The following is a 25,442-nucleotide window of genomic DNA, read 5'->3' as shown; positions in this document are numbered from 1 at the left end:
GTTCCGGCCGCATTCCGCCACCGGTCAGCCGCTGTACGGGGCCACGACGCGCTCCCCGCGCCGCCAGACCTCGTGGACCAGCGGCACACCCGGCCGGTAGGCGAGGTGGACATGGCTGGGGGCGTCCAGGAGCACCAGGTCGGCGCGGGCGCCGGGGGCGATGCGGCCGATGTCGTCGCGGCGCAGGGCCGCGGCGCCGCCCGCCGTGGCGGACCAGAGCGCCTCGTCGGGGGTCATGCCCATGTCGCGCACGGCCAGCGCGACGCAGAACGGCAGGGACGAGGTGAACGACGAGCCAGGGTTGCAGTCCGTGGACAGCGCGACCGCGGCGCCCGCGTCGAGGAGCCTGCGGGCGTCGGGCCAGGCGGCGCGGGTGGAGAACTCGGCGCCCGGCAGCAGCGTGGCGACGGTGTCCGACTGGGCCAGGGCGTCCACATCGGCGTCGGTGAGATGGGTGCAGTGGTCGGCGGACGCGGCGTCCAGCTCCACGGCGAGCTGGACCCCCGGTCCGTGCCCGAGCTGGTTGGCGTGGACCCGGGGGTGCAGGCCCCTGGCCCGGCCTGCGGTCAGGATCGTCCGGGCCTGGTCCCCGTCGAAGGCGCCCCGCTCGCAGAAGACGTCGATCCAGCGGGCGTACGGGGCGCAGGCGTCGAGCATCGGGCCGGTGACCAGGTCGACGTATCCGGCCGGGTCGTCGGCGTAGTCCGGGGAGACGATGTGGGCGCCGAGGAAGGTGACCTCGTCGGTGTGGCGGGCCGCGACGCGCAGCGCGCGGGCCTCGTCCTCGACGGTGAGTCCGTAGCCGGACTTGGTCTCGAACGTGGTGGTGCCCTGGCGCAGCGCCTCGGCGAGGTAGCGGGCGACGTTGGCGGAGAGCTCCTCGTCGGTGGCGGCGCGGGTCGCGGCCACGGTGGTGCGGATGCCGCCCGCGCTGTAGGCGCGGCCGGACATCCGGGCGTTGAACTCCTGGGTGCGGTCGCCCGCGAAGACGAGGTGGGAGTGGGAGTCGACGAAGCCGGGGATCACGGCCCGGCCGCCCGCGTCGACGGCGTTGTCGGTGGCGGGTGCTTTGCTTGATTCACCGGTCCAGACGACGCGGTCGCCCTCGATGACGACGGCCGCGTCCCGGACCAGTCCGAGGGGGGAACCGTCACCGAGGGAGGGGTCGTTGGTGACCAGGGCTGAGATGTGGGTGATGGCGGTCGTCGTCATCGGGGGACTGCTCTCCTTGCGTGGGGGCGGCGGAGGGGTGCGCGCCGCGCTGCTCAGTGGTGCAGGGCCGCGACGGCCTTCACGAGCGCTCCGGGGACGTCGTCGACCAGCGCGTGGTGTCCGTCGCGCACGATGTGCCGGCCACCGACCACCGTGTGCCGCACATCCGCGGCGGAGGCGGCGAATACGGCGGTCTCCGCTCCCAGCCGGGGTACCGGCCCCGCCGTTCTGACGGAGTCCAGGGCCACGGTGACCAGATCGGCGGGCGCGCCCGGTTCGAGGAGGCCCGCGTCGGGCCGGCCCAGCGCCGCGTGCCCGTCGGCGGAGGCGGCGCGCAGCAGGGCGGCCGCGGTCCAGTGCCCCCGGGTGCGGGTGCGCAGGCGCTCGTTGAGCTCCATCGCGCGCGCCTCCTCGAAGAGGTCGATCACGGCGTGGCTGTCGCTGCCGAGCGAGAGCGGGGAGCCCGCGCCCTGGAGGGCGGCGGCGGGGCCGATGCCGTCGGCCAGGTCGCGTTCGGTCGTCGGGCACATGCAGGTGCCGGTGGCCGAGGAGCCGATGAGCGCGATGTCCTGGTCGGTGAGGTGGGTGTTGTGGACGCCGGTGGTGCCCGGGCCGAGGACCCCGTGGTCGGCGAGGAGCCGGGTGGGGGTGCGGCCGTGGGCGGCGAGGCAGGCGTCGTTCTCCGCGGTCTGTTCGGAGAGGTGGACATGGAGCGGGACCTGCCGCTCCCGCGCCCAGTCGGCGACGGTGGCGAGCTGGTCGGCGGGGACGGCCCGCACGGAGTGGATGGCGGCGCCGATCAGGGCGTGCTCGTCGCCCTTGAGCAGGGAGGCGCGCTCGGCCCAGCCGTCGGCGGTCCGGTCGGAGAAGCGCATCTGGTGCCGGTCGGGCTGCTGGTACCGGGAGGGACCGGGGCCGAATCCGGCGGCGAGGTAGGCGGTGTCCAGCAGCGTGATCCGGACACCGGCCTCGCGGGCGGCCGCGATCAGGGCCTCGCCCATCGCGTTGGGGTTGTCGTACGGGGTGCCGTCCGGGCCGTGGTGCAGATAGTGGAATTCGCCGACCGCGGTGATGCCGGCGAGCGCCATCTCGGCGTACACGGCCCGGGCCAGTGCGAAGTAGCTGTCGGGGGTGAGCCGGGACGCGACCTGGTACATGATCTCGCGCCAGGTCCAGAAGGTGCCGGAGCCGACCTGCACGGTGGAGCGCAGGGCGCGGTGGAAGGCGTGCGAGTGGGCGTTGGCGAGGCCGGGCAGGGTGAGCCCGCGCAGCGCGGTGGCGCCGGGCGGCGGGGCGTCGATACCGGTCCGCACCCCGGCGATCCGGCCGCCGGTCACCTCCAGGACGACGCCCGGCTCGACATGGGTGCCGAGCCAGGCATGGGACAGCCAGTACGTCACGGTGACGGGCCTGCCCGTCGGCTCCGTCGTCGGCTCCGTTGTCAGCGGCACGCGAGACCTTCCAGTACGTCGGCGAGTGCGATCACCCCGGCCACGCAGTCGTCCTCGGCGGCGTGTTCGGCCGGCGAGTGCGAGATCCCGGTGGGGTTCCGTACGAACAGCATGGCGGTGGGGACCGAAGCGGACAAAATACCCGCATCATGTCCGGCGCCGGTGCCGAGCACGGGGACGGTGCGGCCGTCGCCCCCGGCGGCGGCCGAGCCCTTCAGGAGGCTGCCCAGTTCGTCCCGCAGGGCGTGCTGGAACTCCACGACGGGCGTGAACGACTCCCGTACGACGTCGAGGTCGATGCCGGCCCGGTCGGCGTGCTCCCGGGCGGCCCGTTCGATCGCGGTGACGACGGTGTCCAGGGCGTCCTGGTCGGCGGCGCGGGAGTCGAGCCAGCCGCGCACGAGGGAGGGGATGGCGTTGACCCCGTTCGGCTCGACGGCGATCTTGCCGAAGGTGGCGAGAGCCCCGGCCAGCTCCGCCTCCCGGCGGGCGGCGAGGACGGTCTCGGCGTACGTGAGCATCGGGTCGCGGCGGTCGGCGAGGCGGGTGGTGCCCGCGTGGTTGGCCTCGCCCCGGAAGTCGAAGCGCCAGCGGCCGTGCGGCCAGATCGCGGAGGCGATGCCGACGGGGTCGCCGGTGAGGTCCAGGGCGCGGCCCTGTTCGACGTGCAGCTCGACGAACGCGCCGATCCGGGCGAGCCGTTCGGGGTCGGGGCCGATGGTGTCGGGGTCGTGGCCGGCCGCCGCCATGGCCTGCGGGAGCGTGACCCCGTCCCCGTCGCGGAGCCGGTGCGCGGCCTCGACGGTCAGCTGTCCGGCGGCGAGCCGGGAGCCGACGCAGGCCAGGCCGAACCGGGCCCCTTCCTCGTCGCCGAAGTTGGTGATCGCCAGCGGCCGGGTGAACTCCGCTTCCCTGCGGCGGAGTTCGTCGAGCGCGGCGAAGGAGGAGACGACCCCGAGCGGCCCGTCGAAGGCGCCGCCGTCGGGGACGGAGTCGAGGTGCGAGCCGGTGACGACGGCGTCGCCCGCGAGGGGGTCGCCGAGCCAGGCCCACTGGTTGCCGTTCCGGTCGGTCTCCAGGGCCAGCCCGCGCGCCTCGGCCTGCGCCCGGAACCACTCCCGGCACTCGGTGTCGGCGGCCGTCCAGGCGTACCGCCGGTACCCACCGCTGCCGGAGTGCCGGCCGATGGGCGCGAGCTCGCGCCACATGTCCTGGAAGGAGGGACCTCCGGCCGGCCGGGAGGCCGTCATGCCCCGCCCTCCGTCATCGGGATCCGGACGCCCTTGTCACCGGCGACAGACTCCGCGATGTCGTAGCCCGCGTCCACGTGCCGGATGACGCCCATGCCGGGGTCGTTGGTCAGCACCCGGCGGATCTTCTCGCCGGCCAGCTTCGTGCCGTCGGCGACCGTCACCTGTCCGGCGTGGATGGAGCGGCCCATGCCGACCCCGCCGCCGTGGTGGAGGGAGACCCAGGAGGCGCCCGAGGCCACGTTGACCATGGCGTTCAGCAGCGGCCAGTCGGCGATCGCGTCGGACCCGTCGAGCATGGCCTCGGTCTCGCGGTACGGGGAGGCCACCGAGCCGCAGTCCAGGTGGTCGCGCCCGATCGCCAGCGGCGCCGCCAGCTCGCCGCTCGCCACCATGTCGTTGAACCGCTCGCCGGCCCGGTCCCGTTCGCCGTAGCCGAGCCAGCAGATGCGGGCGGGCAGCCCCTGGAAGTGGACGCGCTCGCAGGCCATCTTGATCCAGCGGTGCAGCGACTCGTTCTCCGGGAACAGCTCCAGCATCGCCTTGTCGGTCTTGTGGATGTCGGACGCCTCACCGGAGAGCGCCGCCCAGCGGAACGGCCCCTTGCCCTCGCAGAACAGCGGCCGGATGTAGGCGGGTACGAAGCCGGGGAAGTCGAAGGCCCGCTCGTACCCGGCGAGCCGGGCCTCGCCGCGGATCGAGTTGCCGTAGTCGAAGACCTCGGCGCCGGCGTCCATGAAGCCGACCATGGCCTCGACGTGCCGGGCCATGGACTCCCGCGCGCGCTGGGTGAAGTCGGCGGGCTTCTCGGCGGCGAGGTCGGCCATGTCGTCGAAGTCGACGCCGAGCGGGAGGTAGGCCAGTGGGTCGTGCGCACTGGTCTGGTCGGTGACGATGTCGACCGGCGCGCTCTCGGCGAGCATCCGGGGCAGCAGCTCCGCCGCGTTGCCCAGCAGTCCGATGGAGAGCGGGCGGCGGGCGTCGCGCGCCTCGACGGCCAGCTGGAGCGCGTGCTCCAGGCTGTCGGCCTTCACGTCCAGGTAGCGGTGCTCGATGCGGCGGTCGATGGCGCGCGGGTCGCAGTCGATACAGATCGCGACGCCGTCGTTCATGGTGACGGCGAGCGGCTGGGCGCCGCCCATGCCGCCGAGCCCCGCGGTCAGCGTGATCGTCCCGGCCAGTGTGCCGCCGAACTTCTTGGCGGCGACGGCGGCGAACGTCTCGTACGTGCCCTGCAGGATGCCCTGCGTGCCGATGTAGATCCACGATCCGGCGGTCATCTGGCCGTACATGGTGAGGCCGAGCGCCTCCAGGCGGCGGAACTCCTCCCAGTTCGCCCAGTCGCCGACCAGGTTGGAGTTGGCGATCAGGACCCGGGGAGCCCACTCGTGCGTCTGCATGACACCGACCGGCCGGCCGGACTGGACGAGCATCGTCTCGTCCTGCTTGAGCGTGCGCAGGGTGCGGACCATCGCGTCGAAGGAGCGCCAGTCGCGGGCCGCCTTGCCGGTGCCGCCGTAGACGACGAGCTTGTCGGGGTGCTCGGCGACCTCGGGGTCGAGGTTGTTCTGCAGCATGCGCAGGGCGGCTTCCTGCTGCCATCCCAGGGCGCTCAGTTCGGTACCGCGCGGTGCCCGTACGGGGCGGGGTCCTGACATGGCAATGCCTCCTCGCGACTGTGATTTTTGTATTCACATCCTGATCGAGTGAATAGCTCCAGTCAACAGGGTGGGGCCGCCGCCGCCCCGCAGGCCCCCCGACGGGGAGGCGGCCGGGCATTTTCCCGCACCACCTGCATGTACCCGTGGAAATTGCCAGAATCTCCACCTGGAGTGAGCACGTTGCGTAACCTCAGGGTCACAGCCGCACGCAACGTCGGAGGGGAGTTCGCGTGCCCGGAATCGACGAGTGCCTGCTCGATGTCATGAGACTGCCCGGTGCCCGTGGCGCCGCCGTGGTCGACTGGACGAGCGGTCTCGCCCTCGGCACCATCGGGGACTCGCCCAACGGCGACCACGAGGCCACCGCGGCGGAGACGGCCGAGGTGGCGCGGATGGCGGCGGAACAGCCCGCGTTCGCCGCCGGGTCACCCGAGCCCTCCGCCGCCGCATCGGACCCGGAGGCGCCACAGGGGGCGGGGGCGCCACCCCCGGTCGAGGACGTCATCGTCACCACCCGGGCCGGTTACCACATCCTCCGGTTCGTGGAGACGGACTTCGACAGCAGCGTCTTCCTCCATCTGTGGCTGGACCGCGCGGAGGGCAATCTCGCCCTCGCCCGGATACGGCTGGGCGAGATGGCCGAGCGGCTGGTCCTCGCATGAGAGCGACCGCCCCCGCCCCCGACCCGGCCCCCGTCCTCTCGCCCATGCTCCAGCGCCTCGCCGCCGAACGGGCCACCGGCGCCCTGATGCGCGACCGCGGCACGCTCTATCTGGCCGACGGCAAGGTGGTCCACGCCGAGAGCCCGTCCACCCCCGGCATCGAGGTCCTGCTCACCCGGGGCGGTGCCCTGCGCCGCGAGGGCTGGTGGGACGCGGTCGCCGAGGCGGGTGCCGGGCAGCGGGTCGGCCGGCATCTCGTGGACAGCGGCCGGGTGCCGGGCGGCGCGCTGGAGCTGTGCCATCTGGGCGCGCTGTACGACGCGGCGTTCTTCGCGCTCGCCCCGACCCGGACCCCGGCCCGCTTCCGCTACGGGGTCGCGCACTGGATCGGTCCCGTCCGCCCCGTCCCGGTGGACGCCGTGCAGCGCGAGACGCTCCGGCGCCGGGAGCTGCTGGACCGGATCTGGCCGGATGCGGTCACCGACAGCGCCCCGCTGGTGCGGACCGGCCACCCGGCCGACTCCCCCGTGCCGCCGCGCCAGCGCCGCGTCCTGGAGCGCGTGGACGGGGTGCGTACCGCCACCGACATCGCCCAGGACCTCGGCAGGTCGGCCTTCCACACCCTCGTCGACCTGCGCCGCCTCGCGGCCGCCGGACTGGTCGCCGCGGTACGGGAGACGGCGGACCCGGCCGCCGGCCGGATCGCGTTCCCCGAGGTCACGGCCGACCCCGACGTCGCCCTGCTGCGCCGGCTCCGAGACGCATTGGAGGCCCTGTGATACGCGCGCTCAGACAGCGTGCCGGGAGGAGACAGCTGATGGTGCCCGAAGCCGAAACACAGGACGTCCTGGCCGAGCTCCAGCGGTTACGGGCCCGGGTCCCGCTCCTCTCCGGCGCGCTGGCGGCCAGCACCGACGGGCTCGTGCTGGCCCATGACACCCCCGGCGTCGAGGCCGAGGGCGTCGCCGCCCTGACCGCGGCCGCGCTGGGTGTCTCGATCCGCATGACGGAGGCGACCGGCCGCGGCGGCTTCCGTGAACTCCTCGTGCGCGGCGGCAGCGGCTACATCGCGACGTACGCGGCGGGCTCGTCGGCCGTCCTGACCCTGCTGGCCGAGGACCGGATCAACGTCGGCCGGCTCCATCTGGAGGGCCGCCGGGCCGGCACCCGCATCGGCGAACTCGTCGACGCCGCGCTGGAACGCGCCCCGCAGCCCGCGCCGGGCCCCCGTACCCCGCCCCCGCGACCCCCGCAGCAGCCCGGCGCCCTGCCGCACCGCACGACCTGATCCGGCTCCGCGCCGCCCTCAGACCCTCACACCCAGGAAACGGAACCGGCCCGCACGGCCGGCCAGGAAAGGAAACGAGCACTCATGGCGAACACCGAAGCGTCACTGAAGGAAGCGATGTCGTCCATCGAGGGCACCACCGGTGTCGCCCTCGTCGACTTCACGAGCGGCATGGCACTCGGCACCCTCGGCGGCGGCAAGGACTTCAACCTGGAGGTCGCGGCCGCGGGCAACACCGATGTCGTACGCGCGAAGCTCCGCACCATGGAGCACCTCGGCATCAAGGACGAGATCGAGGACATCCTGATCACGCTGGGCACCCAGTACCACCTGATCCGGCTGCTCAAGACCCGTGGCAACAACGGGCTGTTCCTCTATCTGGTGCTGGACGCGAGCCGGGCCAACCTGGCCATGGCCCGCCACCAGCTGAAGAAGATCGAAGCCGAACTGGAGGTCTGACCCGCGCCGCGCCGGCCCGGGTGCTCATTCGATGAACAGGCCCCGGGCCACCGCTCCCGCGTCGAACTCCTCCAGTCGGGCCTGGGCGTCCGGCAGGGCGTCGCACATGGACTCCAGCAGGACCCGTCCGAGCAGCATCGGCGCGCACGCCGTGTCGAAGGCGAGGCCGGTGCCGACGGCGGCCGGGATCAGGAGATCGCTGTGCCCGGCGACGGGGGCGAACGGGGAGTCCGCGACCGAGACCACCGTCAGGCCCTGTTCCCGCGCGTAGGCCAGGGCGTCCACCACCTCGCGGGGATGGCGCGGCAGCGCGAAGCAGATCAGCGCGGTGGCCCCGGCCCGCCGGGCGGCGTCGATCCGGTCGGTCAGCATGCTGCCGCCCTCGTCGAGCACCCGGACATCGGGGTGGACCTTAGCGGCGAAGTAGCCGAACCCCCTGGCCTGCGAGGACGCGGCCCGCAGCCCGAGCACGGGCAGCGGGCGAGAGGCGGCGAGCAGCCGGCCGGCCCGCTCGACGGGCGCCGGGTCGGCGAGGAGTTCGGCGAGGTGGCGCAGGTTCTCGATCTCGCCGAGCACCGCCTGCTGGTACTCGTTGTACGAGTCCTCCCCCTCGCCCGCCTCGGCATCGGGCGGGGTCACCTCGCGCAGGTGCTTGCGGAGCGCCGGATAGCCGTCGAAGCCGAGGGCGACGGCGAAGCGGGTGACGGAGGGCTGGCTGACCCCGGCCAGTTCGGCCAGTTCGACGCTGGAGAGGAACGGGGCGTCACCGGCCCTGCGCACCATCGAGTGCGCGATGCGCCGCTGGGTGGGCGTGAGCCTGCGCCCCTCGAACAGCTGCTGCACCCGTGCGGCCGGGCTGCTCCCGCTCATCCTGTCCCCTCGGTAGACCGTCGGCCCGGGATCCGGCACCGACGAATCCATTCAGCCAGCAAGGCGTCTGCATGTCCATATGCAGACGCCCCGCCACGCGTCCTCCGGGGCAACCACGGCCGGAGGTCAGCCCGCGGCCTTGCCGTCCAGGATCTCGACGACCGACACCCAGGACGTCCAGCGCCGGACCGTGACCCGCATCGGGCGGCCGTCCTTCACCGTGCCGGACCAGGCCGCAGCGCCCTCCCGGCGCTCCTGGGCGGTCGCGGACGCTGGCCGCAGACCGCACGCCGTCATCGCGTCGCCCAGCTCCGCCACCTGCGCGCGGGCCGTCGCCGCGTCGTCGTACTCGATGATGCGGTGCTGGGCCAGGGCGTCGTCGCGGCCCGTGTACAGCAGGCTGTAGCGCTTCTGGTCCGGAGGGTTCCCCTGGGCGAAGGAGCCGGGGCATGCCTGGTCCAGGCCCACCTGGGGCAGCGGGCCGCCCGGCTGCCCTGCGGCCTCCGGCCGCTCCCCGCCCGTCGTCCTCCAGTGCCAGCGCGCGTAGCCGGGCAGTTCGTCCGGCTCCCGCGTCCGGATCACCCCGTCCGTCCGGAAGGGGTTCTCCGTCGCGGTGGCGACCGTCTGCCGCGCCTCCGGGTGGCCGGGCGGCAGCAGCGCCCACGCCCCGGCCGCCACCAGGACGGCCGCTCCCCCGGCGGCCACCCGGACCGCGCGGCTGCGGGTCCGGCGCCGCTGCCCCTTCGCACGGATCTCCTCGGCGGCCGGCAGCCGTACGGCGACGCCCTCCAGAAGCTCGTCGACCTCAGCCATGGTGCACACTCCCCGTCCGCTCCGTCACGACCGTCGTGTCGGCGAGCCGCTCGCCGAGAATCCTGCGGGCCCGGTGGAGCCGGGTGCGTACCGCTCCGCTCGACACCCCCGTCTCCCGGGCCACTTCCTCCACCGGGAGGTCCAGCAGATGGTGCAGGACCACCGCCCGGCGCTGCTCGCTGTTCAGCTCCCCCAGCGCCCCCACCAGCGCGACCCGGTCCTCGGAGAGCCCGGGTACGTCGACGGGCGCCCCGTGCCGGAAGTGCGCCCGCAGCCTGCCGCGCGTCCTGCGCCAGGTGCTGATCGCCAGCCGTACGGCCACGGTCCGCACCCAGGGCAGCGGGTCACCGGCGGCGGACACCTTGTCCCACCGCTGCCAGGCCCGCACATACGCCTCCTGCACGGCGTCCTCCGCCTCCCCCAGATCACCCGTCACCGCGTAGACCGTGGCGACGAGGCGCTTGGCGGTCGCCGCGTAGAACGCGTCGAACGCGTCGGAATCCTCTGTCCCTGCCGTCATGGCCCCCGTCCGTCCGTTCACCTGCCCGAGCACTGCCTCTGCCCTGTACACGCTCCGGCGGGCCCCGGATGTTACGGACGACTTCCCGTGCCGCCCGCCCGGCGCGCGGGCAGGGGGCTCCCGGCCCTCGAACAGGGGGGCTAGCCCCACTGACCCGGCGGCCCCCGCTTCGTACCGTGGACACCATGGACGCACCCGACACCGAGCTCGAGAAGGAGCTCAAGGCCACTCTGCGGGCCCGCAGTGAGCTGGGGGCCGATTACGAGTCCGCGCTCATCGAGTCGTTTCTGGAAAAGGTCGAACAGCGGCTGGACGGCACGCTGGACCGCCGGGTCCGGCGCCATCTCGCCGAGCAGCAGATCCGTGCCGTCCGGGGCAGCCGCGCGCCGGAGCAGCCGCTCGGGCACTTCGGCGAGCGCTTCGGGTTCGGGATCATCTCGCTGGTCCTGGCCGTCCCGCTGTCCGCCATCGCCGTCGTCAACGCGGGGATCGGCGGGCTCGTCGTGGCGTGGCTCGGGATCGTCGGGGTGAACGTCTTCCAGTCCGGCCACGGCGGGCGGCTGTTCGCACGCCGGGACGAGCGGCACAAGAGGTCCGACTGGGAGGACTGAACGGCCCGAGGATGCCTTACGCCTGACGGGCCGGCGGTCTCGTCGGACGACAGCCCGCCCAGCGCGTCGGACATCCCGTCGAGCCGGCCGCTCAGCGTGGTGAGGCCGGCTCGATACCCCGGGCGGTCGCTGGTGGTCCACACCCCGGAGCCCGGGACGGAGAGCGCCGAACGGATCGCGCTGCCGGCGAGCCGGGCGGCCGCGCCCCGGGAAAACGCACAGCCGCGGGAGTCGTAGAGCGCGGGACATGGGTGTGTCGCGGGGACCGCCGCACCCCCGGTTTCCCAGGGGGCGGGACGACGGCGGTCCCCGCGAAGGACACGGGTCCGGGTCAGGGCCGGTCTCCGCATCCGGGCGACGGTGGAGGTCCGGGAGCCGCTCCGTAGTCCGTGTCGCCGTATGGGTGCCGGCGGGTTTCCCTGCCGACACCCACTAATCTGCCCGAGCCGTGTTAAGCCGGTGCTGCGGCCACGTGTCGCGCTCGTACCGTTTTCGCGAAGCCCGTGCTGCGGACCGCGTTACGCCTTGGTACCGGCGGCGGGCGCGTCCTTGGCGAGGAAGGCCAGCAGGTCCTGGCGGCTGACCACGCCCTTCGGCTTGCCCTCCACCAGCACGATCGCCGCGTCGGCCGCGCCCGTGCCGCCGAGCACCGCCATCAGGTCCTCGACCGGTTCGCCGGAGCCGACCTGCGGCAGCGGGGCCGACATGTGCTTCTCCAGCGGGTCGGAGAGCGAGGCGCGCTGGGCGAAGAGCGCGTTCAGCAGCTCCCGCTCGACGACCGAGCCGATGACCTCGGCGGCCATCACGTCCGGGTGGCCGGCGCCCGGCTTCACGATCGGCATCTGCGAGACGCCGTACTCGCGCAGGACGTCGATCGCCTCGCCGACCGTCTCGTCCGGGTGCATGTGGACGAGGGTCGGGATCGGCCCCTCCTTGTAGTCGAGGACGTCCGCGACCCGGGCGGAGGGCCCGGTGTCCTCCAGGAAGCCGTAGTCGGCCATCCACTCGTCGTTGAAGATCTTGCTGAGGTAGCCGCGGCCGCTGTCCGGCAGCAGGACGACGACCACGTCCTCGGGCCCGAGCCGCTTCGCGACCTCCAGGGCGCCGACGACCGCCATGCCGCAGGAGCCGCCGACGAGCAGCCCCTCCTCCTTGGCGAGCCGGCGGGTCATCTGGAAGGAGTCCTTGTCGGACACGGCGACGATCTCGTCGGTGACCGTCCGGTCGTACGCCGACGGCCAGAAGTCCTCGCCGACGCCCTCGACCAGATACGGACGGCCGGAGCCGCCGGAGTAGACCGAGCCCTCCGGGTCCGCGCCGACGACCTTGACCGCGCCGTCGCTGACCTCCTTGAGATAGCGGCCGGTGCCGCTGATGGTGCCGCCGGTGCCGACGCCCGCGACGAAGTGGGTGATCTTCCCCTCCGTCTGCTCCCACAGCTCGGGACCGGTGGTCTCGTAGTGGGAGCGGGGGTTGTTCGGGTTGGAGTACTGGTCGGGCTTCCAGGCTCCGGGCGTCTCACGGACCAGCCGGTCGGAGACGTTGTAGTACGAGTCCGGGTGCTCGGGGTCGACCGCCGTCGGGCAGACGACGACCTCGGCACCGTAGGCGCGCAGCACATTGATCTTGTCCGTGGACACCTTGTCCGGGCAGACGAAGATGCACTTGTAGCCCTTCTGCTGCGCGACGATCGCCAGGCCCACGCCCGTGTTGCCGCTCGTCGGCTCGACGATCGTGCCGCCGGGCAGCAGCTCGCCGCTCTGTTCGGCGGCCTCGATCATGCGCAGGGCGATCCGGTCCTTGACCGAACCGCCGGGGTTGAAGTACTCGACCTTGGCCAGGACCGTCGCCTGGATGCCGGCCGTCACACTGCGCAGCCTCACCAGCGGGGTGTTGCCTACGAGGCTGATCATCGAATCGTGGAATTGCACCGTGTACTCCGGGGTCTCCGAGATGGTGCGGCAAGAGTATGCGTACGGGCACGAGATCGCGCGAAGCGATTGAAGGACGGTCACTTGCGGGCAGTTACGTCTTGTGTACGGCGGTAACGCAACGAGGAGGTGGACCGGACTGTGTCGACGGCAAGGGTGGCACGGCGGATCGCGGCGGGCGCGGCCTACGGCGGTGGCAGCATCGGGCTGCTGGGCGCCGCGGCGGTAGGCGTCCTGCTGGCGGAGGTCCAGCTGGCGAAGCGGCAGGTGGGCGGGGGCATCGCACCGGTCCCGCCGAGCGCGGACGGGCGGTACGGGGTGGCGTTCGCCGGGCCGTCGGATCCCCTGCGCCTCGGGCTGCTCGGGGACTCCACGGCGGCCGGGCAGGGGGTGCGCCGGGCCGGGCAGACCCCGGGGGCGCTGCTGGCTTCGGGGCTCGCGGCGGTGTCGGAGCGGCCGGTGGACCTGCGCAATGTGGCGCAGCCGGGTGCGCGCTCGGACGATCTGGAGCGGCAGGTCTCGCTGCTGCTCGCGGACCCGTCCGGGCCGCCGGACGTCTGCGTGATCATGATCGGGGCGAACGATGTGACGCACCGGATGCCCGCCACCCAGTCGGTGCGGTGTCTGACCACGGCGGTGCGCAGGCTGCGGACGGCGGGCGCCGAGGTCGTGGTGGGCACCTGTCCGGACCTGGGCACCATCGAGCCGGTCTACCAGCCGCTGCGCTGGCTGGCCCGGCGGGTGAGCCGGCAGCTGGCGGCGGCCCAGACCATCGGTTCGGTGGAACAGGGCGGGCGGACGGTGTCGCTGGGCGACCTGCTGGGCCCGGAGTTCGCGGCGAACCCGCGCGAGCTGTTCGGCCCGGACAACTACCACCCGTCGGCGGAGGGCTACGCCACGGCGGCGATGGCGGTGCTGCCGACGCTCTGCGCGGTGCTGGGGCTGTGGCCGGAGACGGACCGGCTGGACGGCGCCCGGCGCGAGGACATGCTGCCGGTGGCCAAGGCGGCCTCCCAGGCGGCCAAGGAGGCCGGTACGGAGGTCACCGGGGCCCGGGCGCCCTGGGCCCTCCTCAAGCACCGCAGGCGGCGGCGCCTGCCCTCGGCGGCGGACCCCCATCCGCACCCGCACCCACATCCGGGGACGTACGCGGAGCCGAACGGCTCGACCCGGGTGGACCACCGTCCGGGCACCGACACGGGCACGCCCCGGCACGCCTGACCGGGGCGGTACGGCCGGCCTCTCTCAGGCCGCCGGGGCCTGGGGGGCGCGCCGGCGTCTGCGGCGCGAGGCGACCTCGGCCGGGTCGACCTCGGGGTGCGACCAGCGGGCGGCCAGCTCCGTGCTGGTCGCCCGGCCGCTCGCCACGTGCGCGTGGGCGAGAGCGGCGGCGCGGTCCGCGTCCCGGGCCGCGACGGCCTCGTACAGCTCCTCGTGCTCGGCGCACTGCTGGTCGGGGTCGCGCTGGGCGGTGAGCCGGAAGAGCCAGTGCGTACGGGCCTCCAGCGGGCCCATGATGCCGCTGAGCAGCGGGTTGGCGGCCAGCTCCACGAGGTCGACGTGGAAGCCGGCGTTGGCCTCGGCGATGGCCCGCCAGTCCCCGGACCGGGTCGCCGCGCGGGCGCGCTCCAGCCGCTGCCCCAGCCGGGCCAGGCCCGCCGCGTCATGACGCTCGGCGGTCAGCCGGGCCGCCAGGGACTCCAGGGACTCGCGTACGTCGAAGAGGTCCCGGACGTCGGCCGGGGTGAAGGGGGCCACCAGGGCGCCCCGGTGCGGGACCAGGACCACCAGGCCCTCCGCGGCGAGCAGCCGCAGGCCCTCGCGCAGCGGGATGCGGGAGACGTTCAGCTCGGCGGCGAGGTCCCGCTCCACGAGGCGGCGCCCCGGCGGGAGTTCGGCCTCGACGATCCGCCGCCGCAGGGTCGCGTACACCAGGTCCCGCAGCGAGCTGCGCTCCGCCACAGCGGTTCCTCCTCCAGGCCGTCCGTCACCCCCAGGTTAAGCGGGCCGGGCGGGGGTGCCGCTATTGCTAACCAACGCCTAACCCGCCCGCAACACGGCGGGCCGAAACTGAGCCGCATAGCGGTATACCAGTAACCGGCCCGTGGGCCGCACGTCCTCCTGGAGACACCCGTGGTGCACCTGCGCAACTCCGTCACGGCCTCGGCGCTGGCCGCCGGCCTGCTCCTGCTCACCGCCTGCGGCTCGGGCGACGACTCCTCGGCCAAGGGCTCCGGCACCACCCTCCGCGTGGGTGTCCTGTTCGCGGGCTCCGTCTCCGACCAGGGGTTCATGCAGTCCGCGCACCTCGGGTACCTGCGCGCCCGGAAGGCGCACGCGGACCGGGTGAAGCTCTCCGCGGTCGAGCAGATACCGGCCGCCGACTACGAGGCGCCCCTGGTCCGCTTCGCCGGCTCCTCGGACCTGGTGATCTCGCTCGGCGGCCAGACCGACGCCTCCGTCCGCAAGGTCGCCCCGCGCTTCCCGAAGGTCCGGTTCGTCGAGATCGGCGGACCGGCCGACGGGAAGCCGCTGGCCAACCTCGGCCTGTACGACCCCCAGCAGGCCCAGGCCGCGTTCCTCTCCGGCGCCTCGGCCGCGCTGCTCAGCGAGAAGGGGAGCGTCGGCTTCGTCGGCGGGGCCGAGCTTCCCGCGATCGTCAACGCGGCCAAGGAGTTCGCGAACGGGGCGAAGGCCGCGAAGCCCGGCGTGCGGGTGCTGCCCCCGCAGTACCCGGGCGACTTCAACGACGTCGCCAAGGCCAAGCAGTCCGCGCTGGCCGACTTCGGCGCCGGGGCGGACGTGCTGGGACAGGTCCTGAACCTCGGTCAGAAGGGCCTGGCCCAGGCGGCGGTGCAGCGCGGCGGCAAGATCGTCGGCGGCCCCATCCCGGCGGAGTGCGGCAGCGACCCGGCGTACGCGGGCTATGTGCGGACGGACATCGGCGCCGAGATCGAGTACGCCGTCGCGCACGCCCTCGACGGCACCTGGAAGGCCGAGAACGTGAAGTTCGGGCTCACCGCCGACCACCCCGCCAGCGACCTCGTGGTGTGCGGGGCGGACGCGGCCACGAAGCAGAAGCTCGACCGGCTCAAGGAGCAGATCGCCACCGGGAAGATCACCACGCTGTGAGCGCGCCCCCGGCCCTGGAGATCACCGGCCTGACCAAGTCGTTCGGGCCGACCCGCGCCCTGGACGAGGTCGCCCTGCGGGTGGAGGCGGGCACCGTGCACTGCGTCCTCGGCGAGAACGGCGCGGGCAAGTCCACCCTCTGCCACCTCGTCGGCGGCGGCCTCACCCCCGACGCGGGAACGATGCGGCTGTACGGACAGCGGTACGCGCCCACCCGCCCGGCCGACGCGCTGGCCGCCGGGATCGCCACCGTGCACCAGCACTTCTCCCTCGTGCCGACCCTGACCGTGGCGGAGAACCTCCTGCTGCCGGCCGCCCGTTCGCTGCGGCTGCCGCGCCGGGCGCTGGCCGCCCTGCTCGACGCGCTGGAGGAGGCGTACGGGCTCGGTGTCGACCCCGCCGCACGGGTCGACGGGCTCCCGGTCGGCATCCGCCAGCGCGTCGAGATCGTCAAGTGCCTGCTCCACGAACCCCGGCTGCTGCTCCTGGACGAGCCGACCGGCGTGCTGGCCCCGGCGGAGGTGGACGCCCTGCTCGACACCTGCCGCCGGATCGCGGCGGACGGCCGGGCGGTCGTCCTGATCACCCACAAGCTCGGCGAGGCGGCCAGGGCCGGTGACGCGGCGACCGTGCTGCGCGGCGGCCGGGTCGCGGGCAGCGCCCCGCTCGCGGAGCTGCCGGCGAAGAAGCTGGTCCCGCTGATGATCGGCCGCGCCCCGGCCGACCTCGCCCCGGCCCTGGCGGCGACGCTGGGCCTGGAGCCGGCGCCGGGTGCGGACCCGGCCCCGGCGCCGGCTGCGGCTGCGGGCGCGGGCGCGGGTGCCGATGTTCCCGCCCCCGCCGGGCCCCCCGCGCTCCGGCTGCGCGGGGTCTCCGTCCGGCGGGGCGACGGCTCGCCCGCGCTGGACGGCGTCGGACTCGATCTGGCGCCCGGCGAGATCCTCGGCATCGCCGGGGTCGAGGGCAACGGCCAGAGCGAACTGATGGCCGTCCTCGGCGGGGCCCTCGCCGTCGAGAGCGGGTGCGTCGAGGCGGGCGGGGTGGACCTGACCCGCGCCACGCCCCGCACGCGCACCGCCGCCGGGCTCGGGATCGTCCCGGAGGACCGGCACCACGAGGGCTGTGTGCCCGAACTGTCCGTCGCGGAGAACCTGTTCCTCGGGCGGCTCGACGCCTTCCGCCGCTTCGGGGTGCTCCTGGACCGGCCCGCGATGCACCGGGCCGCCGGCCGGGTGCTCACCGAGTACGCGGTGCGGGCCGCCGGGCCCGGCGCCCCGATGTCCAGCCTCTCCGGCGGCAACCAGCAGAAGGTCGTCCTCGCCCGGGAACTGGCCCTGGACCCCCTCGTCTGCCTGGCCGCCGCCCAGCCCACCCGGGGCCTGGACGTCGGCGCGGTGGACGCCGTCCTCGGCCGGCTGCGGGAGGCCGCCGCCCGGGGCGCCGGTGTCCTGGTGGTCTCCAGCGAACTGGACGAACTCCTCGCCGTCTGCGACCGGATCGCGGTCGCCTACCGCGGCCGGCTCCTGGGCCCGGTCCGCACCGACGATCCCGAGGCCCGCTCCACCGTCTCCCGCCTGATGCTCGGCGCCGACGGTTCCCGCCCCCTCCTGGAAGCCGCCTCATGACCGCATCGCGCACCCTCACCCGGCGGCACCCCGCCGTCATCGCCTCGCTGGCCGCCCTCGCGGCGGCCGGTGCCGGACTGCTCCTCGTCGTCGGCGCCGGAGCCACCCCGGCGGCGGCGGGCGCCGCCCTCGTGGAGGGCATGTTCGCCACTCCGTACGCGATCGGCTCCTCCCTCAACACCGCGGCCGTGCTCGCCCTGATCGCCACCGGGTTCACCGTGGCCCATCGCGCCGGCCTGGTGAACGTCGGCGGCGAGGGGCAGCTCTGCGTCGGCGGGGTCGCCGGCGCGGCGGCCGGCCTCGCGCTGCCGGCCGGGACGCCGCCGGTGCTCGCGGTGAGCGCCGTGCTGGCGGCCGGCTGCGCGGCGGGCGCCCTGTGGGCCTGGGCCGCCGGGCTGCTGCTGGTGCGGCGCGGCACCAGCGAGGTCATCACCACGCTGCTGCTGAACTTCGTCGGCATCGGGCTCGTCTCGCTCGCCGTGCACGAGGAGGCCCTGCTGCGGCAGCCCGCCACCTCCACCGAGACACTTCCGCAGTCCGCGCCGCTGCCCGGGGCGGCCCAGCTGCCGCTGCTCGGCCCGGCCGACTCGCCCGCCACCGCCCTGGTGGCCGTCGCCCTGTCGGCCGCCGTGGTCACCGCGCTCGTGCTGCACCACTCCGCGACCGGGCTCCGGCTGCGCGCGGTGGGGCACTCACGGCCCGCCGCACTGCGGCTCGGCGCCCCGGTCGACCGGCTGCGGGCCGGCTCGCTCGCCGTCGCGGGCGGCTTCGCCGGACTGGCCGGAGCCGCGCTGGTGGCGACCGCGCCCTTCGTCCTGGCCGAGCACTTCTCGTCCGGCTACGGCTTCTCCGGCCTGGTCGTCGGCCTGCTGGCCCGGGGGTCGCTCACCGCCGTCGTGGGGGTCTCGCTGCTCTTCGGGTTCCTGACCAACGGCGGCATCAACCTCCAGCTGGCCTCCCAGGTCCCGGCCTCCTCGGTCCAGATCGTGCAGAGCCTGCTGGTGCTGTTCGTCGCCGCCTCGATGCTGTGGAAGGAGAAGCGCCCATGAGTACCGGACAGGTCCTCACCGAACTCGCCTCGGGCGGGGTGCGGCTCGCCGTGCCGCTGCTGCTCGCCTCGGCCGGGGAGCTGGTCAGCGAACGGGCCGGCGTCCTGAACCTGAGCGTCGAGGGCATGATGCTCACCGGCGCCTTCGCGGGAGCCGCGGGCTCGTACGCCACGGGCAGCGCGGGCGCCGGGCTGCTGTGCGCGCTGGTCGCCGGCCTGCTCTTCGCGGCCGTCCAGGCGCTGCTGAGCGTGACCCTGCGCGCCGACCAGATCGTCACCGGCATCACGGCCAACGCCCTGGCCCTCGGCGCGACCACCTACGGTGCACGGCTGCTGTTCCCGGAGGGCACCGGGGACTCGGTGGCGGGCTTCGACCCCGTCGCCGTACCACTGCTGCACGAGCTGCCCGTCCTCGGTCCGGCCCTGTTCGAGCAGAGCGCCCTCGGCTATCTGGCGTTCGCGGTGGCCGGGGCCCTGGCCCTGCTGCTGAGCCGCCGCACCGGCCCGGGGCTGATGGTCGACGCGGTCGGCGAGGACGCCACGGCCGCCGACCGCAGCGGCCTTCCGGTGGCGGCGGTCCGGTACGCGGCGGTGCTCCTGACCGGGGTGACCGCGGGGCTCGCCGGGGCGCAGCTCGCGCTGGCCGAGGTGCACGCGTTCAGCGACAACATAACCGGCGGCATCGGCTATCTCGCCGTCATCGCGGTGATCGCGGGCCGCTGGCGGGGCGGGCCGACGATCGTGGCGTGCCTCTTCTTCGGCCTCGCCCAGGCGCTCCAGTTCGTCGCGCCCACGCTGGGGCTGCGTCTGCCCTCGCCGCTGCTGGTGACCCTCCCGTACGTCATCGCGCTGCTGGCGGTGAGCGGTCTGGTGGGGCGCAGCCGGGCGCCGTCCGGTCTGACCGTCCCGTTCGTCCGCGGTGCCCGCTGACCGCTCGTCCGACCGCTCGCTCGCCGAACCGACCGCTCGCAGAACGGACTCCGCATGACCCTGATCCTGACCCGCTCCGACATCCTCGCGATGCTCGGCCACGAGGAGACCGTCGCGGCGGTGGAGCAGGCGCACACCGACCTCGCCCGGGGGACGGCGGTGCTGCCGGTGCCCCCGGTGATGCGGCTGCCGGACGGGGCGGGCGGGGCGTTCCTCGCGATGGCGGCCGCATCCGCCCGGGCGGAGCTGGCCACGGTGAAGCTGCTGGCCGATCTGCCGGGCAACCGGGAGCGCGGCCTGCCCGTGCAGCGCTCGGCGATCCTCGCGGTGTCGACGGCGGACGGCGGGTGCGCGGCGCTGCTGGACGGCGCGGCGGTGACCCGTTTCCGTACCGCGGCGGCCTCGGCGGTGGCGACCCGGGCGCTGATGCGGCCGGGCTCCCGGGTCCTCGGGCTGATCGGTACGGGCCCGCTCGCCCTGGCGCACGCCCGCGCGCTGCGGACGGTGTGGGCGTACGAGCGCGTGGTGCTCTGGGGGCGCACGCCGGACCGCGCGCGGGAGCTGGCGGGGCGGCTCACCGAGGAGCTGGGGGTGACCGCCGAGGTGGTCGCGGGGCCGCGCGAGGTGACCGTGGCCGCCGATGTGCTGTGCACGCTCACCCCGTCCCGGGAGCCGCTGGTGCGGGGGGCGTGGTTCCGGCCGGGCCTGCATGTGAACGCGGTGGGGGCGCCGCCCCGGCCGGACCACCGGGAGATCGACGGCGAGGGGATGCGCCGCGCGGTGGTGGTCGTGGACGCCTACGAGACGGCGCTGGCCAAGTCCGGCGAGGTGGTGCTCGCCCTGGCGGAGGGGGCGCTGCGCGAGCGGGACGTACGCCGCGAGCTGGGAGACGTGCTGACGGGGGCGTGCCCGGGCCGCACCTCGCCCGAGGAGATCACGCTGTTCGACTCGGTGGGCATCGGCCTCCAGGACCTGGCCACGGCGCGGCTGCTGATCGACCGGGCCGGGGAGCGGGGGCTCGGCACCCGGATCGATCTCACGGCCTGAGCGGGGCCTTCCGGGCCGCCGGCCGAGCGCCCGCACGAGGCTGACTGAGCGGTTGCTTAGAAAAGAGGCCCGCATCACACGCCCTGTCGGGTGACCTCGGCAGTACGTCCGGGTAACTTCCAGAGCAGTCCTGCCAGACAGCCTTCCAGCCCTCATGGAGCCGCGTGATGCCCGAAGCCGTGATCGTCTCTGCCGCCCGTTCGCCCATCGGCCGGGCCTTCAAGGGGTCGCTGAAGGACCTGCGCGCGGACGACCTGACCGCCACGATCATCCAGACCGCACTGGCCAAGGTCCCCGAGCTGGACCCCAAGGACATCGACGACCTGATGCTCGGCTGCGGTCTGCCCGGCGGCGAGCAGGGCAACAACCTGGGCCGCATCATCGCCGTGCAGATGGGGATGGACCACCTTCCCGGCTGTACGGTCACCCGCTACTGCTCGTCCTCGCTGCAGACCAGCCGCATGGCGCTGCACGCCATCAAGGCCGGCGAGGGCGACGTCTTCATCTCGGCCGGGGTCGAGATGGTGTCCCGGTTCTCCAAGGGCAACTCCGACAGCCTGCCGGACACGCACAACCCGCTCTTCGCCGACGCCGAGGCCCGCACCGCGGCCCGCGCGGAGGAGTCCGGTGCGAGCTGGCACGACCCGCGCGAGGACGGCCTGGTCCCGGACGCGTACATCGCGATGGGGCAGACCGCGGAGAACCTGGCCCGGATCAAGGGCGTCACCCGCCAGGACATGGACGAGTTCGGCGTCCGCTCGCAGAACCTCGCCGAGGAAGCCCTGAAGAACGGCTTCTGGGAGCGCGAGATCACCCCCGTCACGACCCCCGACGGCACCGTGGTCGCCAAGGACGACGGCCCGCGCGCGGGCGTCACGCTGGAGGGCGTGCAGGGCCTGAAGCCGGTCTTCCGCCCCGACGGCCTGGTCACGGCCGCCAACTGCTGCCCGCTCAACGACGGCGCCGCGGCTCTCGTGATCATGTCCGACACCAAGGCGCGCGAGCTGGGCCTGACCCCGCTGGCCCGGATCGTCTCCACCGGCGTCTCCGGCCTCTCCCCCGAGATCATGGGCTACGGACCCGTCGAGGCCAGCAAGCAGGCGCTCAAGCGGGCGGGGCTGACGATCGACGACATCGACCTGGCCGAGATCAACGAGGCGTTCGCCGCCCAGGTCATCCCCTCCTACCGCGACCTCGGCCTGCCGCTGGACAAGGTCAACGTCAACGGCGGCGCCATCGCCGTCGGCCACCCCTTCGGCATGACCGGCGCCCGCATCACCGGCACGCTGATCAACAGCCTGCAGTTCCACGACAAGCAGTTCGGTCTGGAGACCATGTGCGTGGGCGGCGGGCAGGGCATGGCGATGGTGATCGAGCGGCTGAGCTGAGCCGGAATGTGACGCTCGGGGCCGGTGGAATGGCCGGTTCCGAGCTCCGACCGTGACCGAATCTCCCCCAGGATGTGACCTATCTCCTGGGGGAGAGACGTTTCTGCAGGTCACACCGGCTACAGGGCTAAACCCCAGGCACAAAGACCTGTCCAATTCGTGACGTAATGCACTGACACAGAGTGCCGGTACAGGACAAGCTGATGTAGGAAGTCGGGGGATCGATTGAAACCGGGAGTATGTCAGTGAGCGCCATGCCTCTTGCCCTGTTGCTGACCACCGCCGCTGCCACGGCCGTGGGCGCCGCCGCTCTGCACGCTGCTCACGGGCTGCGTCAGCAGGTCTCGGCCCTCCGGAGGGAGCTGGCCGACGGCCGCGCCCATACCGCTGCCGTACCCGCTCAGAGCCGTAACGACACCACCCCTGCCGCCGAGATACGCGCGGCGGTCGCCGAGGCGCTGGCCGAGGAGCGGGAGCGCGAGCTCGCCGAGGCCCGCGCGTTCTGGGCCTCGCAGGAGGCGCGCGACGCCGCCGACGCCCCGTCCCTGCTGGGCGGACTGGCCGGGCTCGGGGACGACGCGCCGTTCTTCATGCCGCGCCAGAGCGACTTCGCCGGCCTGGAGTCGATGGACCTGGACGCCACCGAGGCGCTGGAGGAGCTGACCGAGCTCGCCGAGCTGACGGAGCTGGCCGACATGGCCGAGCTGCCGGAGACGGCGGAGTTCGCCGAGGACTCCCCCGAGCTGGCCGCGGCCCGCCGCCGCCACCCCTCGCACCCCGACTTCGTGCCGGTGCAGACACCCGTCGTCACCGACCACGAGCGGACGGTGAACCGCCTGGAGGAGCTGGCCGACGGCCGCACCGAGCTCTCCGACGTCCGCCCCGGTCCGCTGGGCACGCTGGACGTCTATGTGTTCGCCGACGGCACCACGCTCTGTATGACCCCCGGTCACCGCGAGACGGCCGAGCGTCTGGCCGAGTCGCTCCAGGCCGGTGAGCACCCCGTGCTGCTGGGCGGTTCCGGTGTCTCCGGCGCCTACGCCCTGACCTTCTCGTGCGGCCGGGAGAACGTCTACATACTGGCCGACCGCGTCATCGCGAGCTTCTAGCCCGCGGACCGGTCTCCGGCACCACCCAATCCCCGGCACCACCCCGGAACAGCGGCTCTCGCCGGCCGCTGCCCCAGGACTCCGCGCCCCCCGCCCCGGCAGACCGCCTAGGCGAACGCCCGCGCGGCAGCCTCCTCGACGAACTGCACGGCCTCGTCCAGCTCCACGGACGGGGCCATTTCCAGTGCCACGGACAGATCCCGTCCCGCGACGGCGAGTTGGTCGCCGATCGCGAAGATCCCGGCGTCCGGCATGATCCTCGGCTCGCGCTCCGGCGCCTCGATCCGCTGCGCCCGTACGGCCAGCTCCCGCGCCGCGGCCAGCCCTTCGGCCGCCGCACCCCGCTGCAGCCTGCTCTGCGGGGCGGCGCGCAGCCGGTCGGCGAATCGGTCCACGGCGATGATCAGGGGCGTCGTATCGAGCACTCCGCGACCCTACGCGCCCCTCCCGGATGGTTGCCAACAGCCCGGCGCTCAGGCACGGTGTCGGGAAGGACCAGCAACGCGCACAACGCGGAGGCGCCGATGTCCCAAGTCCTGTCCGAAGAGACCCACCGCAATCTGCTCTCCAGAATTCCGCACTGCACCGGTCGTGAGATCTCCGACTGGCTGCGCACCGTCGAGGACGGCCCGGCTCTCCGCTTCGAGGAGAAGGTCAGCTGGCTGCGGAGTGAGCACAACCTCGCGTACGGACACGCGCAGGCACTCATCCACGAGTACGACCTGCGCAGAGCGGCGCGCAAGCTGCTCTGACCCTCACCGCCCCCGTCCCCGCTCGGAACGCGGAACGGCCCGCGGCCTCCTTCCGGAGCCCGCGGGCCGTTCGCCCGTCTGTCGGCGGAAACCGCCGGCGGGGACTAGTCGTCGCCGCTGAGGATGGAGAGCAGACGCAGCATCTCCAGGTAGATCCACACCAGGGTCATGGTGAGGCCGAAGGCCGCCAGCCAGGACTCCTCGCGCGGAGCGCCGTACGCGATGCCGTCCTCGACCTGCTTGAAGTCCAGGGCCAGAAAGCAGGCGCCGAGCACGATGCCGATGACACCGAAGAGGATGCCGAGGCCGCCGCTGCGGAAGCCCAGGCCGTCGCCGCCACCGAAGGCGGCGAACAGCAGGTTGACCACCATCAGGAGCATGAAGCCCATCGCGGCGGCCATCACGAAGCCGTAGAACCGGCGGGTGACCCGGATCCAGCGCATCTTGTACGCCAGCAGCACGCCGGCGAAGACGCACATGGTGCCCATCACCGCCTGCATCACCACACCGGGCGAGATGTAGGTGCTGACGGCACTGGAGATGACGCCGAGGAACACACCCTCGAACGCGGCGTACGCGATGATCAGCGCGGGAACGGGCTTGCGCTTGAAGGACTGGACGAGCGACAGCACGAAGGCGATGAGCGCCGCGCCGATCGCGATGCCGTACGACTTGTTGAGGTTCGCCTCGTCGACCGGCAGCAGCGCCCAGGCGAGAGCGGCGCCGAGCACGACCGTGCCCAGCGTCAGCGCCGTACGGGTGACGACGTCGTCGATCGTCATCACGCCGGAGCGCGCGGGCGCCTGCGGGGCGCCGTACTGGCCGTCCTGCTGCGCGTAGGGGTTCGTCGCGTACGGGTTCGGGGCGGTGCCCTGCGCGTACGGGTTGGCACCCGCTGCGGGGGCCCCGGCCTGCGGTGCCGCGTTGAAGCCCGCGTAACTGTTGTCGCGGCTGAAGCCCCGTCGCGAGAAGACCGGGTTGCTGCTCCTCATCTCACTCCTCCATGGCCACCCAGCGTGGCCTTCCCACAAGAGTAATGGCTAGGCAAAGCATTCTCCCTAGTGCCAGGGGAGGATCTTTCGACGCCCGGGACCGACCGCCTCCCGGGCCGCACGTTCCACCCGTTCCCGGTGGTCGCGCCACCATGCCTGGTCACCGGGGGCCATGTCCTCGCCGCCCCTGCGCAGCCCGGTGACGCCGTCGACCGCCTCCCGGACGATGTCGGCGTGCCCGGCATGGCGCTGGGTCTCGGCGACCATGTGGACGAGGACCCGGTGCAGGGTCAGCTCGACGGCCCCGCCGCCCGGGCCAGGCGCTCGAACGTCCCGGTGAGCACGGCCCGGCGCTCGGCCCTGTACGCGTCGCTCGGCCCCAGGCCGTCGATGGTCCGCTCCCACACCGCCATGTACGACTCCTGCCACTGCCGGACCACCTCGGCCGGCGGAAGCGTCACGCCCACCCACCCGGCGGCGTCGAGCATGAGCAGCAGCTCCAGATTGCAGGGGACGGCCACGCCCCCGTACTCGTCCGGCTCGATCTCCGCCGGGTCACCGGACATCACCTCCGTCACCTCGGCGACCAGCCGGTCCACCAGGGCGGAGAGATGGTCCGCCGCCGTATCACTGTCGAAGTTCCCCGCACCCCAGGTCCCCACTACCGCTCCCCTCGGCTCTGTGGTGGCGT

26 protein-coding genes and 1 pseudogene are annotated in these 25,442 nt (G+C 73.6%); 14 read left to right on the top strand and 13 right to left on the bottom strand.

Features of this window, described 5'->3' with window-relative positions; all coding sequences use genetic code 11:
- Positions 1 to 24: 24 nt before the first annotated feature.
- The 4 genes from hutI to hutU are packed head-to-tail and all read right to left on the bottom strand — an operon-like array spanning position 25 to position 5,571.
- Positions 25 to 1,212, bottom strand: a complete 1,188-nt coding sequence (gene hutI, locus RLT58_RS22015) for an imidazolonepropionase (protein WP_311312093.1) — start codon at positions 1,210 to 1,212, stop codon at positions 25 to 27.
- Positions 1,213 to 1,265: 53 nt separating this feature from the next.
- Positions 1,266 to 2,663, bottom strand: coding sequence for a formimidoylglutamate deiminase (locus RLT58_RS22010; protein ID WP_311312092.1), 1,398 nt, complete (start codon positions 2,661 to 2,663; stop codon positions 1,266 to 1,268).
- Entirely contained in the window at positions 2,654 to 3,913 is a 1,260-nt protein-coding gene (locus RLT58_RS22005; protein ID WP_311312091.1) for an allantoate amidohydrolase, read from the bottom strand. The genes RLT58_RS22010 and RLT58_RS22005 overlap by 10 nt, the downstream gene beginning before the upstream one ends.
- Positions 3,910 to 5,571, bottom strand: coding sequence for a urocanate hydratase (gene hutU, locus RLT58_RS22000; RefSeq protein WP_311312090.1), 1,662 nt, complete (start codon positions 5,569 to 5,571; stop codon positions 3,910 to 3,912). Before hutU ends, RLT58_RS22005 begins: the two co-directional genes overlap by 4 nt.
- 233 nt (positions 5,572 to 5,804) lie before the next feature.
- Here hutU and RLT58_RS21995 point away from each other — a divergent pair, with 233 nt between their 5' ends.
- From RLT58_RS21995 to RLT58_RS21980, 4 genes are all read left to right on the top strand, one after another.
- Positions 5,805 to 6,236 carry a hypothetical protein gene (locus RLT58_RS21995; protein ID WP_311312089.1) on the top strand — a complete coding sequence of 144 codons (432 nt, stop codon included), beginning with the start codon at positions 5,805 to 5,807 and terminating at the stop codon, positions 6,234 to 6,236.
- Entirely contained in the window at positions 6,233 to 7,015 is a 783-nt protein-coding gene (locus RLT58_RS21990; protein ID WP_311312088.1) for a transcriptional regulator, read from the top strand. Before RLT58_RS21995 ends, RLT58_RS21990 begins: the two co-directional genes overlap by 4 nt.
- A 38-nt stretch (positions 7,016 to 7,053) precedes the next feature.
- The gene (locus tag RLT58_RS21985) at positions 7,054 to 7,524 is read left to right on the top strand and encodes a roadblock/LC7 domain-containing protein (RefSeq protein ID WP_311312087.1); all 471 of its coding nucleotides are present in this window, start codon (positions 7,054 to 7,056) and stop codon (positions 7,522 to 7,524) included.
- Between the two features lie 84 nt (positions 7,525 to 7,608).
- The gene (locus RLT58_RS21980; protein WP_311312086.1) at positions 7,609 to 7,983 is read left to right on the top strand and encodes a hypothetical protein; all 375 of its coding nucleotides are present in this window, start codon (positions 7,609 to 7,611) and stop codon (positions 7,981 to 7,983) included.
- Between the two features lie 24 nt (positions 7,984 to 8,007).
- On the opposite strand, the gene RLT58_RS21975 is transcribed toward RLT58_RS21980, so the two are convergent.
- The 3 genes from RLT58_RS21975 to RLT58_RS21965 form a co-directional block, all read right to left on the bottom strand.
- Positions 8,008 to 8,853, bottom strand: a complete 846-nt coding sequence (locus RLT58_RS21975; protein WP_311312085.1) for a MurR/RpiR family transcriptional regulator — start codon at positions 8,851 to 8,853, stop codon at positions 8,008 to 8,010.
- 126 nt (positions 8,854 to 8,979) lie between these two features.
- Complete coding sequence (locus tag RLT58_RS21970) at positions 8,980 to 9,666, bottom strand: hypothetical protein (protein WP_311312084.1); 687 nt, start codon at positions 9,664 to 9,666, stop codon at positions 8,980 to 8,982.
- The gene (locus RLT58_RS21965) at positions 9,659 to 10,186 is read right to left on the bottom strand and encodes a SigE family RNA polymerase sigma factor (protein WP_311312083.1); all 528 of its coding nucleotides are present in this window, start codon (positions 10,184 to 10,186) and stop codon (positions 9,659 to 9,661) included. Before RLT58_RS21965 ends, RLT58_RS21970 begins: the two co-directional genes overlap by 8 nt.
- A gap of 185 nt (positions 10,187 to 10,371) precedes the next feature.
- On the opposite strand from RLT58_RS21965, the gene RLT58_RS21960 reads away from it, so the two are divergent.
- Positions 10,372 to 10,797, top strand: a complete 426-nt coding sequence (locus RLT58_RS21960) for a hypothetical protein (RefSeq protein ID WP_311312082.1) — start codon at positions 10,372 to 10,374, stop codon at positions 10,795 to 10,797.
- A gap of 518 nt (positions 10,798 to 11,315) precedes the next feature.
- Here RLT58_RS21960 and RLT58_RS21955 read toward each other — a convergent pair.
- On the bottom strand, positions 11,316 to 12,728 hold the full coding sequence (locus tag RLT58_RS21955) for a cystathionine beta-synthase (protein WP_311312081.1): 1,413 nt from the start codon (positions 12,726 to 12,728) through the stop codon (positions 11,316 to 11,318).
- A gap of 156 nt (positions 12,729 to 12,884) precedes the next feature.
- Here RLT58_RS21955 and RLT58_RS21950 point away from each other — a divergent pair, with 156 nt between their 5' ends.
- Positions 12,885 to 13,949, top strand: coding sequence for an SGNH/GDSL hydrolase family protein (locus RLT58_RS21950; protein WP_311314599.1), 1,065 nt, complete (start codon positions 12,885 to 12,887; stop codon positions 13,947 to 13,949).
- A 24-nt stretch (positions 13,950 to 13,973) separates the two neighbouring features.
- On the opposite strand, the gene RLT58_RS21945 is transcribed toward RLT58_RS21950, so the two are convergent.
- Positions 13,974 to 14,690, bottom strand: a complete 717-nt coding sequence (locus RLT58_RS21945; protein WP_311312080.1) for a GntR family transcriptional regulator — start codon at positions 14,688 to 14,690, stop codon at positions 13,974 to 13,976.
- A gap of 171 nt (positions 14,691 to 14,861) precedes the next feature.
- On the opposite strand from RLT58_RS21945, the gene RLT58_RS21940 reads away from it, so the two are divergent.
- The 7 genes from RLT58_RS21940 (at position 14,862) to RLT58_RS21910 (ending at position 23,007) form a co-directional block, all read left to right on the top strand.
- Positions 14,862 to 15,860 (top strand): BMP family protein, encoded by a 999-nt coding sequence (locus tag RLT58_RS21940; RefSeq protein ID WP_311312079.1) that lies wholly within the window; start codon positions 14,862 to 14,864, stop codon positions 15,858 to 15,860.
- Positions 15,857 to 17,485, top strand: coding sequence for an ABC transporter ATP-binding protein (locus RLT58_RS21935; protein WP_311312078.1), 1,629 nt, complete (start codon positions 15,857 to 15,859; stop codon positions 17,483 to 17,485). The genes RLT58_RS21940 and RLT58_RS21935 overlap by 4 nt, the downstream gene beginning before the upstream one ends.
- The gene (locus RLT58_RS21930) at positions 17,482 to 18,534 is read left to right on the top strand and encodes an ABC transporter permease subunit (protein WP_311312077.1); all 1,053 of its coding nucleotides are present in this window, start codon (positions 17,482 to 17,484) and stop codon (positions 18,532 to 18,534) included. The genes RLT58_RS21935 and RLT58_RS21930 overlap by 4 nt, the downstream gene beginning before the upstream one ends.
- Positions 18,531 to 19,463 carry an ABC transporter permease gene (locus RLT58_RS21925; protein WP_311312076.1) on the top strand — a complete coding sequence of 311 codons (933 nt, stop codon included), beginning with the start codon at positions 18,531 to 18,533 and terminating at the stop codon, positions 19,461 to 19,463. Before RLT58_RS21930 ends, RLT58_RS21925 begins: the two co-directional genes overlap by 4 nt.
- A gap of 54 nt (positions 19,464 to 19,517) precedes the next feature.
- Positions 19,518 to 20,510 carry an ornithine cyclodeaminase family protein gene (locus RLT58_RS21920; protein ID WP_311312075.1) on the top strand — a complete coding sequence of 331 codons (993 nt, stop codon included), beginning with the start codon at positions 19,518 to 19,520 and terminating at the stop codon, positions 20,508 to 20,510.
- A 167-nt stretch (positions 20,511 to 20,677) separates the two neighbouring features.
- Complete coding sequence (locus tag RLT58_RS21915; protein ID WP_311312074.1) at positions 20,678 to 21,898, top strand: acetyl-CoA C-acetyltransferase; 1,221 nt, start codon at positions 20,678 to 20,680, stop codon at positions 21,896 to 21,898.
- 239 nt (positions 21,899 to 22,137) lie between these two features.
- Positions 22,138 to 23,007, top strand: coding sequence for a hypothetical protein (locus RLT58_RS21910; protein WP_311312073.1), 870 nt, complete (start codon positions 22,138 to 22,140; stop codon positions 23,005 to 23,007).
- Positions 23,008 to 23,114: 107 nt separating this feature from the next.
- Here RLT58_RS21910 and RLT58_RS21905 read toward each other — a convergent pair whose 3' ends face one another.
- Positions 23,115 to 23,432, bottom strand: coding sequence for a hypothetical protein (locus tag RLT58_RS21905; protein ID WP_311312072.1), 318 nt, complete (start codon positions 23,430 to 23,432; stop codon positions 23,115 to 23,117).
- A gap of 99 nt (positions 23,433 to 23,531) precedes the next feature.
- On the opposite strand from RLT58_RS21905, the gene RLT58_RS21900 reads away from it, so the two are divergent.
- Positions 23,532 to 23,759, top strand: a complete 228-nt coding sequence (locus tag RLT58_RS21900) for a DUF4287 domain-containing protein (RefSeq protein WP_311312071.1) — start codon at positions 23,532 to 23,534, stop codon at positions 23,757 to 23,759.
- Positions 23,760 to 23,863: 104 nt separating this feature from the next.
- Here the strand turns inward: RLT58_RS21900 and RLT58_RS21895 are convergent, their stop codons facing one another.
- The 3 genes and pseudogenes from RLT58_RS21895 to RLT58_RS21885 all read right to left on the bottom strand — a co-directional run bounded on the left by RLT58_RS21895 (position 23,864) and on the right by RLT58_RS21885 (position 25,413).
- Entirely contained in the window at positions 23,864 to 24,751 is an 888-nt protein-coding gene (locus tag RLT58_RS21895) for a Bax inhibitor-1/YccA family protein (RefSeq protein ID WP_311312070.1), read from the bottom strand.
- A 66-nt stretch (positions 24,752 to 24,817) separates the two neighbouring features.
- A pseudogene (locus RLT58_RS21890) lies at positions 24,818 to 25,048 on the bottom strand (DUF664 domain-containing protein); the annotation flags it as partial.
- A complete protein-coding gene (locus RLT58_RS21885; protein WP_311312069.1) occupies positions 25,042 to 25,413 on the bottom strand; it encodes a DUF4259 domain-containing protein in 372 nt (123 codons plus the stop codon). The pseudogene RLT58_RS21890 and the gene RLT58_RS21885, both read right to left, overlap by 7 nt.
- Positions 25,414 to 25,442 lie beyond the last annotated feature (29 nt).

The organism is Streptomyces sp. ITFR-16, assembly GCF_031844705.1.
Lineage (GTDB): Bacteria > Actinomycetota > Actinomycetes > Streptomycetales > Streptomycetaceae > Streptomyces.
This window is presented reverse-complemented; position numbering and strand designations above follow the sequence as displayed.

Coding starts and splice junctions, on each gene's coding strand:
- hutI (WP_311312093.1), bottom strand. CDS start 1,212: ATGACGACGACCGCCATCACCCACATCTCAGCCCTGGTCACCAACGAC.
- RLT58_RS22005 (WP_311312091.1), bottom strand. CDS start 3,913: ATGACGGCCTCCCGGCCGGCCGGAGGTCCCTCCTTCCAGGACATGTGG.
- hutU (WP_311312090.1), bottom strand. CDS start 5,571: ATGTCAGGACCCCGCCCCGTACGGGCACCGCGCGGTACCGAACTGAGC.
- RLT58_RS21990 (WP_311312088.1), top strand. CDS start 6,233: ATGAGAGCGACCGCCCCCGCCCCCGACCCGGCCCCCGTCCTCTCGCCC.
- RLT58_RS21985 (WP_311312087.1), top strand. CDS start 7,054: ATGGTGCCCGAAGCCGAAACACAGGACGTCCTGGCCGAGCTCCAGCGG.
- RLT58_RS21980 (WP_311312086.1), top strand. CDS start 7,609: ATGGCGAACACCGAAGCGTCACTGAAGGAAGCGATGTCGTCCATCGAG.
- RLT58_RS21975 (WP_311312085.1), bottom strand. CDS start 8,853: ATGAGCGGGAGCAGCCCGGCCGCACGGGTGCAGCAGCTGTTCGAGGGG.
- RLT58_RS21970 (WP_311312084.1), bottom strand. CDS start 9,666: ATGGCTGAGGTCGACGAGCTTCTGGAGGGCGTCGCCGTACGGCTGCCG.
- RLT58_RS21965 (WP_311312083.1), bottom strand. CDS start 10,186: ATGACGGCAGGGACAGAGGATTCCGACGCGTTCGACGCGTTCTACGCG.
- RLT58_RS21960 (WP_311312082.1), top strand. CDS start 10,372: ATGGACGCACCCGACACCGAGCTCGAGAAGGAGCTCAAGGCCACTCTG.
- RLT58_RS21930 (WP_311312077.1), top strand. CDS start 17,482: ATGACCGCATCGCGCACCCTCACCCGGCGGCACCCCGCCGTCATCGCC.
- RLT58_RS21925 (WP_311312076.1), top strand. CDS start 18,531: ATGAGTACCGGACAGGTCCTCACCGAACTCGCCTCGGGCGGGGTGCGG.
- RLT58_RS21920 (WP_311312075.1), top strand. CDS start 19,518: ATGACCCTGATCCTGACCCGCTCCGACATCCTCGCGATGCTCGGCCAC.
- RLT58_RS21915 (WP_311312074.1), top strand. CDS start 20,678: ATGCCCGAAGCCGTGATCGTCTCTGCCGCCCGTTCGCCCATCGGCCGG.
- RLT58_RS21910 (WP_311312073.1), top strand. CDS start 22,138: ATGTCAGTGAGCGCCATGCCTCTTGCCCTGTTGCTGACCACCGCCGCT.
- RLT58_RS21900 (WP_311312071.1), top strand. CDS start 23,532: ATGTCCCAAGTCCTGTCCGAAGAGACCCACCGCAATCTGCTCTCCAGA.
- RLT58_RS21895 (WP_311312070.1), bottom strand. CDS start 24,751: ATGAGGAGCAGCAACCCGGTCTTCTCGCGACGGGGCTTCAGCCGCGAC.